At 42.3% G+C, this 7,229-nt stretch carries 7 protein-coding genes and 1 tRNA gene; 2 read left to right on the top strand and 6 right to left on the bottom strand.

The window, feature by feature from the left end:
* Window positions 1-223, top strand: a 223-nt coding sequence (locus L2096_RS15315; protein ID WP_250365774.1) for an IS3 family transposase, incomplete at its 5' end; no start/stop codon positions are given.
* On the top strand, window positions 216-527 hold the full coding sequence (locus L2096_RS15310; RefSeq protein WP_250365773.1) for a site-specific integrase: 312 nt from the start codon (window positions 216-218) through the stop codon (window positions 525-527). The genes L2096_RS15315 and L2096_RS15310, both read left to right, overlap by 8 nt.
* 144 nt (window positions 528-671) lie before the next feature.
* Here the strand turns inward: L2096_RS15310 and L2096_RS15305 are convergent.
* The 6 genes from L2096_RS15305 to L2096_RS15280 all read right to left on the bottom strand — a co-directional run bounded on the left by L2096_RS15305 (window position 672) and on the right by L2096_RS15280 (window position 7,130).
* A tRNA-Val gene (locus L2096_RS15305) sits at window positions 672-748 on the bottom strand.
* Between the two features lie 18 nt (window positions 749-766).
* A complete protein-coding gene (locus L2096_RS15300) occupies window positions 767-2,767 on the bottom strand; it encodes a transglutaminase TgpA family protein (protein ID WP_250365772.1) in 2,001 nt (666 codons plus the stop codon).
* A gap of 1 nt (window position 2,768) precedes the next feature.
* Entirely contained in the window at window positions 2,769-3,677 is a 909-nt protein-coding gene (locus L2096_RS15295; protein ID WP_250365771.1) for a DUF58 domain-containing protein, read from the bottom strand.
* Window positions 3,678-3,685: 8 nt separating this feature from the next.
* Window positions 3,686-4,648, bottom strand: a complete 963-nt coding sequence (locus tag L2096_RS15290) for an AAA family ATPase (protein ID WP_004947824.1) — start codon at window positions 4,646-4,648, stop codon at window positions 3,686-3,688.
* Window positions 4,649-4,725: 77 nt separating this feature from the next.
* Window positions 4,726-5,028: a YbdD/YjiX family protein gene (locus L2096_RS15285; RefSeq protein ID WP_250365770.1), complete on the bottom strand. Its 303-nt coding sequence runs from the start codon at window positions 5,026-5,028 to the stop codon at window positions 4,726-4,728.
* Between the two features lie 2 nt (window positions 5,029-5,030).
* Window positions 5,031-7,130 (bottom strand): carbon starvation CstA family protein, encoded by a 2,100-nt coding sequence (locus L2096_RS15280; RefSeq protein ID WP_004938363.1) that lies wholly within the window; start codon window positions 7,128-7,130, stop codon window positions 5,031-5,033.
* Window positions 7,131-7,229: the final 99 nt, after the last annotated feature.

Here is a 7,229-nt window from a genome sequence, read left to right as displayed (position 1 = left end):
TAGAGGCAATTGCCATGACAATGCTGTTGCAGAAAGCTTCTTTCAGCTATTAAAGCGGGAACGAATTAAAAAGAGAATCTATGCAACTAGAACTGAAGCAAGATCCGATATATTTGAATATATTGAGATGTTCTATAATTCAAAACGCAGACATGGTTCCAATAGTCAGCGTTCTCCATTAGATTATGAAAAGGCCAATCAAAAGATGGTTATGTGTGTCTAGAATTTTGATGGCTATTCAAACCGAGCATAACCGAATTGCAAAGTTACATCCTTTTGCAGTAACCGAAGATCACTTAACCAAGCAGTTCCAAAAGTATCGGGATTTGTCAGAAGTGTATGATCATCTTGAACCAAGACAGCGACCATCATTCCATGATTTACGTGCCTTAGGTGTTTATAACATTACGCAGAAATATGGCAAGGCATATGCACAAGCATTGGCTGGCCATGCGACCGTAAAAATGACCGATCATTATATTTCTGGCCATGAAGAACCGAAGCCAACCAGGGTGAGCTTTAGGTAGAAACGCGTCTTAATTCTGGTTATTTTTTAAACCTACCCACTTTAAAACAGGACTGAGTTCCCCGAAAATACCCCGAAATACTCACTAAAACGAAAAACCCACCTGATGAGGTGGGTTTTAAGTTGCTGATTTAACAGCATATCTTGGTAGGCATATCCAGACTCGAACTGGAGACCTCTACGATGTCAACGTAGCGCTCTAACCAACTGAGCTATACGCCTAAGTGGTTGCAATAATATTCAGTTTCCCTTACGAACACAAGCTTTTTCTAACGACTTTAATTCAGATGCACACAGTTTAAGCAATTCTTTGAATTTTATATAATCTTTGTCTAAAAATTCACCTGAAAACTGAATTTTTTCATGTACAGCAATCGCATCATCAAAAGGTTTTGTATGTTTTACATGCATCGAAAGTCGCTGAAACCATGATTTGAAGGTTTCACTTTTATTTTTTTGCAGTGATTTATGAATCTTATGGCTAAAGCCATTAATCAAGCGCTCAAGTCTTGAGCGTTTAGGTCGATAAAAATAACCATGGCCCCACACAAAAATGATGACGACCACAGCAATCAAACTCAACATCATCAACATAGCTTTGGTACTGGAAAAAATTCCCAAACCTGCCAAAAAATTCTGCTGACGATTTACATCATAGCCCACTACTTTACTTTGCCATTGATAGTCAAAATAATCGCGCCAGATGATGAGTGTTTTTAAAAAATTAAAATTGTGTCTTGCCCATCCACTTTGCGCCTGATTACCCCAGACATTTTGGTTGCCCTCAAGATAGCGTTGCATACCTTCATCGATTCGAGCTGGTGCAATCACGGCAGTCGGGTCGATGCGTTGCCATGTATCATTTAAATAAACTTCGGTCCATGCATGAGCGTCAAGCTGGCGAACTTCCCAACTTTTTGCATCGGGTGCGAGCTGTCCGCCTTGATACCCCACCACTATTCTTGCCGGAATACCTGCATAGCGCATCAACAGTACAAAACTCGATGCATAATGCTCACAAAATCCTTGTTTGCGCTCAAAAAGAAACTGATCCATTCGATTACCGCTCAGTACGCCAGGCGATAAGGTGTAAACAAAACCTTGTGTTTGATACCAGTGTAGTACGCGCTCAATATAAAGACTTGGATTCGAATTACTTTGCTGCCAGAGCTGTTGTGCAAGTGCAAAAGTCTGCGGTGCAAGCTGTTGGGGTGCATCTAGTGCTTGTCTTAACTGTATCGCTCGTGCAGTAGTATTGATCTGTGTTTGCATCCAATACAATTCAATAGGTACAGTGCCTGATGGTCTTCGAATTTGTTTAATACTGCCATCAGCATACTGCTGATAATTTGGATCGCGCACGCCTGATTGATCTAATCCCATGATCCATGACTGATTCGGCAAGGCCGATAAATATTGATAGCGAACCGCCTGATGAGGGAATATTTCGTTACGTATTGGAAGTTGGTTAACCGCATGGGTCGTCCAGACAACGCCATCATACTGATCAAGCACCATCGCACGCCAATAGCGCTGCTGCTGTATGGGCAATTGCGTAAGATCACCCATAATACGAAAAGCCAAGGCGGTCGATTGAGACAATTCTGCAATGTCACCCGGCGACATCCGGTCACTCATTCCAGTCATGCCCTGATGCGAGGTAAGCGGAACATGCCAAAGTGGTGGAAAGCGGGGAAAAAATATAAATAAAATCAGGAAAAACGGAGTTGCAATCAAAATGGTTCGTATTGTTAAAATCACATCATGCTTGATAGATGATCGCGTAGAGTTCGTCTCTATAAAACCATAAATTTGAATACGATATAATCCAATTAAACAAAATATCAGCCCAACCAAAACGCCAATGAGCATCAAGGCTGACTGACTATGTAGAAATAAACTGGCACAGACAAAAAGACCAAAATTAAATACAACCAACAAGTCTCGGGTACTTTTGCTTTCGATACATTTGGCATATAAGCAAGTCGTGAGTAATGCTACGCCCGCCTCGACACCCAAAAAGGTTTTAAAAGATAAATAAATCAGACCAAGGGCCGTACACACCAGTGCAACCAAAAATAATTTAGAAATAGGCTTTTGCGCAGCATAAAAATATCGCCATACGATTACCAGCAACATAATGAGCCAAATCAAAGACACCGACGCCGGCATATAAGCAAATTGAGCCACAAGCACCATGATCGTGAGTGGTAGTACAGCAAAATAAAGTTGCTTATCCATATCAGGCCTGCGCCAGTAATTTTCGGGCCTGAATCGAGTGCTTAGCTCCCATGGATGGCTTTAAATGAGTTTGCGGTAAAATCAGTGAAAAAGAGCGATCAGCTTGCTCGCTCTTTTCAATCAAATGCATCATCCAGCTTAGTTTTTGTTCATGTTCATGACTAGGAAGCGCGTTGTAATCAATCATCAACTGATTGTGCTCAATGTGTGGTTCAAATTGTTTGGTTAGCCATCCTTGCCCACGTGCAAGATGCTTCCATGAAACATGCTGTAGCGTATCTCCTTCTCGATAAGCTTGCAGTTCACGAAAGTCATCCAAATCATGTTGCTGCTCAAGTTGCACATACTTGTCTTCCATCTCGATGCTAATACTTGCGGGTGCAATCCATATTTTTTGTGTCACGTGTAAATACGTCCAAGCTTGTACAATTCCAAACGGATAACTCGACATAATTTTTATCCGAGGCAATTCAAACGCACCTCGTGTGGTGGGTGTAAACTCCAATGCGATATTGCCACTCATTTCGTTGAGTAATATACCTTGCTGAGATTCAGGCAAATGAATCATTAAATATCTGATCGCGTGATTTGACTGTTTAAACTGAAGCTGGATTTGCAATACATGATTGACCTGTCCAACTTCAGGACAAAAAATTTCTAGTTTGAGTTGATGGAGTTGTTTAAAGCCAAGATACACACTCATGCACAGCAATGACGTAATTAAAAAGCAAAATCCCAAAATCAGATTATTGGCATAATTAATCCCGGCAATAAATGTAATGACAGTTAACAACAGAAACAAAATGCCTTGGGGATGCAAAAAAATCAAAATATCACGTTGCTTCAAGATGGTGCTTTGTTCCATTCGAAAACGTTTGTTTAACCATCGCTGCCAGAGTGTCCGCATCATCCAAACTCCTAATCATTGACCTCCACCTGGTCCAAAAGTAGGTGAGCATCCTGCTCGGTCATTTTCATACGGTGTGCAGCCACCGCTGGAAACACTGTTTGTATATCGTCTGTAATGACATATTCACGACCTTCCACAAATGCCAATGCCTGAGCAGCCATTTTAATTGCGAGTAAAGCGCGTGTTGAAAGACCATGTGATTGCAAGCGACTGTAAGAAGCCAAGTCTAATATGTAATTTAATACGACATCACTTAAATACACCTGCTGCACACACTGTTGCATCAACACAATATCGCCATGACTCAATACAGGTGTAATTTGCTCAAGAAGTGTCTGTCTTGACGCATCAAGTAAGAGGCTTTTTTCTGCCGCACGTGACGGATATCCCAAGCTCAGTCGCATGAGGAAACGATCGAGCTGCGATTCAGGAAGTGCATAAGTGCCGCTCTGAAAAATTGGATTTTGTGTAGCAATCACCCAAAATGGCTCGGGGAGTTTATATGTCACACTATCTAAGGTCACTACGCCCTCTTCCATCGCTTGCAACAGTGCACTTTGCGTTTTGGGGCTACAACGATTGATTTCATCGGCCAGTAAAATCTGGGTAAAAATAGGGCCATGCTTAAACTCAAAATTAGATTCTTTTTGATTAAACATATTCATGCCAATCACATCACTGGCCAGCATATCGTTGGTAAATTGAATCCGATTAAAGTGCAACCCCGCAAGCTTAGCCAAAGCACTGGCCAAAGTTGTTTTACCTAATCCCGGTAAATCTTCAAATAGCACATGCCCATTGGCCAGCAAACAGACCAAGGACAGCTTGGTTTGAACCGGTTTATCTAAAATGATCTGATTAATCTGATTTAAAAAAAGCTGAATGCTTGGCGTGTAATGTTCAATATGATGTTGAAGAGATGAATGTTCTTTGAAATATGTCGATGATTCTAATTGTTGTTTTTTCCACATTGAAATGGCTCATAAAAAAACGGCATATGCTCAAACATACACCGTTTTTTATTTTTTCTAAAGCAATTACATAACGATTAACACGGACATTTCTTCAAATTTCCACCTTTCGATGGATAGCGAGAGTCGACACAATAGCGATGAAAAGTTTTTTCATCCATCGGGGTCAAATCCGCGTGGTGCTTCTTCATATGATCCAAATAAGTCTGATAATCAGGCACCCCTACCATCAAGCGAAAACTTTGCTGTAAGCGCTTAAATAAATTTGCAATTCTCGACCAATTCTTAGGTGAGAGAAGCAGATCTTTTTGCGACATAATGGTCATTTTGATGATTTTCACAATCATCGCCTTACCTTTTTTTCCAATTCTTAGTTCCATCGCTATTTTCCTTGTGTGACGGTAGACGCATCTGCATCCTCATACACAGCAGGTGCTTCATTGACCGTAGGGACTTTGCTTGCAAGCGCACGACGAATCACGCCAATCGACGCAATCACCATGACGATTGCAACCACCATAAAGAAACCACATAGCACTGCATTGATTTGGTTTGAAATCACTACAGCTTGCATTTCTGCCATTGTTTTTGCTGGCTTTAATAGCTCACCACGAGCAATTGCATCTGAAAAACGGTTGGCCTGTGCCAAAAAGCCAATTTTTGGATTTTCGTGGAAAATCTTTTGCCAGCCAGCCGTCATACAGGTAATAAGTAAGAAAATTGTTGGAACAATCGTGACCCAAACATACTTTTCTTTTTTCATCTTAAACAAGATGACTGTACCTAAAATCAGTGCCATTGCAGCAAGCATTTGGTTACCTACACCAAACAGCGGCCACAACGAGTTAATCCCACCAAGCGGATCAACTACGCCTTGATAAACGAAGAAGCCCCATCCACCCACAGCAACAGCAGTACCGATAATATTACCCACGAAGGAGCCTGATTTTTTGATTGCGGGAATCACAATACCAACAGTGTCCTGAACCATAAAACGGCATGCACGGGTACCGGCATCAACTGCGGTTAAAATAAATAAAGCTTCAAACAAGATCGCAAAGTGATACCAGAAGGCCATCATCGAGCGATTGTTGAAAATTTCAGAGATGATGTGCGCCATACCAATGGCAAAGGTTGGTGCTCCACCCGTACGCGATAAAATGGTCGACTCACCTACTTCTTGAGCCAGCAAGGTTAATGCTTCTGGGGTAACCACAAAACCAAGGTTACGCACCGCTTCTGCTGCGGTTTCGACCGTAGTCCCTAAAACGGCTGCCGGTGCATTAATGGCAAAGTACACTCCCGGATCCAGCACTGTTGCACAGATCATGGCCATGATGGCCACAAATGATTCCATTAACATACCGCCATAACCAATCATACGAATATTGACTTCGTTGTCGACCAGTTTTGGTGTGGTGCCACTTGAAACCAAGGCGTGGAAACCTGAAATCGCACCACAGGCAATGGTAATAAACAAAAACGGGAACAAACTACCAGAAAATACTGGACCCGTCCCATCAATAAAATGTGTGACCGCTGGCATTTTGAGCTCAGGTAATGCCACCATAATGCCGATTGCCAGACCAGCAATCACACCAATTTTTAAGAAAGTCGATAAATAATCACGTGGCGCAAGCAGTAACCAAACCGGTAATACCGAAGCAATAAAGCCATAAACTATTAGGCACCAAGTGAGTTGTGTACCTGTCAGGGTGAAAAATGGCCCCCAATATGGATCGGCTGCAATATGTCCACCATACACAATGGCCAGCATCATCAGTACAAAGCCGATGATCGAGACTTCTGCGATTTTACCCGGACGTAAATAGCGCATATACACCCCCATAAAGAGTGCGATTGGAATGGTTGCGGCAATACTAAATACGCCCCATGGACTGTGTGCCAATGCTTTGACCACCACCAGTGCCAGAACCGCTAGAATGATAATCATGACGCCCAGTGCACCCAGCATCACAACCACACCTGCAAAAGAACCGAGCTCTTGTTTAGCCATTTCACCCAGCGAGCGTCCGTCTCGGCGCGTCGAGATAAACAAGACCATAAAGTCTTGTACTGCACCAGCCACCACAACACCGACCAAAAGCCAGATAGTGCCTGGCAAATAACCCATCTGCGCGGCAAGAATAGGACCAACCAAAGGCCCTGCACCTGCAATTGCAGCAAAGTGATGCCCAAACAATACATATTTATTGGTTGGAACATAATCTAAGCCATCGGTTAAACGATGTGCAGGGGTTAACCGTCGGGAATTTAATTCAAATACTTTGGTAGCGATGAATAAACTGTAAAAACGATACGCAATGCTGTAAACGCAGATGGCCGCGAGCACGAGCCAAACGGCGTTGACATGCTCACCTCGACTGATGGCAAGGATCCCAAATGAAACTGCGCCAATAATGGCAACCAAACTCCAACCAAGTTTTGCGCTGAGGGTAGATTTCCTTTGTATATTATCCATTTATAACCTCATTGTTTGAAACACGAAATGCCCTTTAAAACGTATTTTTTTGAAACTTAAGCTCGTGACTTTACTCCTTATTTTGTTATTTTAATGTAC

Source organism: Acinetobacter sp. ACZLY 512 (assembly GCF_023614015.1).
GTDB classification, from domain to species: domain Bacteria; phylum Pseudomonadota; class Gammaproteobacteria; order Pseudomonadales; family Moraxellaceae; genus Acinetobacter; species Acinetobacter soli.
Note: the sequence above shows the minus strand (reverse complement) of the source record. Positions and strands in the feature narration are given on the sequence as shown.

Excerpts from the sequence above, each read along its gene's own strand:
- L2096_RS15295 (WP_250365771.1), bottom strand. The coding sequence starts at position 3,677 with ATGATGCGGACACTCTGGCAGCGATGGTTAAACAAACGTTTTCGAATG.
- L2096_RS15300 (WP_250365772.1), bottom strand. The coding sequence starts at position 2,767 with ATGGATAAGCAACTTTATTTTGCTGTACTACCACTCACGATCATGGTG.
- L2096_RS15290 (WP_004947824.1), bottom strand. The coding sequence starts at position 4,648 with ATGTGGAAAAAACAACAATTAGAATCATCGACATATTTCAAAGAACAT.
- L2096_RS15280 (WP_004938363.1), bottom strand. The coding sequence starts at position 7,130 with ATGGATAATATACAAAGGAAATCTACCCTCAGCGCAAAACTTGGTTGG.
- L2096_RS15285 (WP_250365770.1), bottom strand. The coding sequence starts at position 5,028 with ATGGAACTAAGAATTGGAAAAAAAGGTAAGGCGATGATTGTGAAAATC.